Annotated in this window: 1 protein-coding gene; it reads left to right on the plus strand. The window is 57.1% G+C overall.

The window, feature by feature from the left end; genetic code table 11:
* Positions 1–90: 90 nt before the first annotated feature.
* Entirely contained in the window at positions 91–1,119 is a 1,029-nt protein-coding gene (locus ACYVG7_RS10375) for an IS110 family RNA-guided transposase (RefSeq protein WP_429231896.1), read from the plus strand.
* Positions 1,120–1,460: the final 341 nt, after the last annotated feature.

Consider the following 1,460-nt stretch of genomic DNA (forward strand, 5'->3'; position numbering starts at 1 on the left):
GCTAATGGGATGGTCGCCCCTACCTAAAATGGCATCTGTAGTGCCAAAGTGGCGAATGAAAATTCCCACCGACCCAGAGAGGCGACCGTGATGAAGATTACGACTGTTGGTATTGACCTAGCAAAGAACCTGTTCCAAGTGCATGGCGTGGATGAGCGCGGCAAGACGGTGCTGAAGAAGCAGCTGAAACGGGACCAGATGATGGCATTCTTCACCAATCTGCCCGCATGTCTGATCGGCATGGAAGCCTGCGGCAGCGCTCACTACTGGGCTAACAAGCTGCAGAGGCTGGGGCATACCGTGAAGCTGATGGCGCCGCAGTTCGTTAAGCCGTACGTGAAAACCAACAAGAACGATGTGGCGGATGCCGAGGCAATCTGCGAAGCAGTGAGTCGACCGAACATGCGCTTTGTGCCGATTAAGAACAGCGAGCAGCAAGCCGTCCTAGCGTTGCATCGCGCCCGTCAGGGTTTCGTTAAGGCAAGGACTGCGCAGGCCAACCAGATCCGCGGCCTTCTGGCTGAACACGGTATCATCATCCCGAAAGGCATTGCATACATCGGCAAGCACCTGCCCGAGATTCTGGAGGATGGTGAGAACGGTTTGCCAGGGTCGTTTCGCATATTGATCAAACGGTTGGGCGATCACCTCAAAGAACTTGACCGGCACACCCAGGAACTGGAAGTCCAGATCCAGAATTGGCACAGGGATAGCACCGCCAGCAGAAAACTGGCGAAGATCCCCGGCATTGGCCCGATCACGGCAAGCGCCTTGGTAGCTTCGGTCGGTGATGCGAAGAATTTCGAGAATGGCCGACAACTGGCAGCCTGGCTGGGGTTGGTGCCACGGCAGAATTCCAGCGGCGGCAAGCAAACCCTGCTGGGTATAAGTAAACGCGGCGACAGCTATCTGCGCACCCTGCTGATCCACGGAGCTCGAGCGGTGCTCCGGGTAGCTGAGCGCCAGGCCCACCAGGCCAACAGTTGGTTGGCAGGAGTAATGGAGCGACGCAACTATAACGTGGCCGCCGTGGCGCTCGCTAACAAGAATGCCCGCATCGTATGGGCATTGCTCGCCCACGACAGAGAGTTTGAAGCCGATTACGGAGCAGAGGTATGAACATGGAACTTCCACAGCGCCGACCGCGCCTCAGGCAGCAATAGAGGCGGGACATGGAAACCCCGGCGGCGTAACAGCGCGACGACAGCAAGTATCAAGAAGAACCACCGATTGCACAGGCAATCATGACGTGATGGCGAGACAGGTCAGACCGTGGCCGTCAAAACCCGTAGAAGTCAGGGCACGTTCAAGTGCGCTCTGCTGATTGAGGTGACGGCCAGCGAATTCCATCAGGGACAGAGGCGGCAGCCTCGAACAAAGTCCGGATCTATGGCTGCAATCTCCACCTTACTCACTGTCATCGATTGAGAGCTTGGCAAACCGGGGGCGACCATCTATGA

The organism is Pseudaeromonas pectinilytica, from assembly GCF_054780855.1.

Excerpts from the sequence above, each read along its gene's own strand:
- ACYVG7_RS10375 (WP_429231896.1), top strand. The coding sequence starts at position 91 with ATGAAGATTACGACTGTTGGTATTGACCTAGCAAAGAACCTGTTCCAA.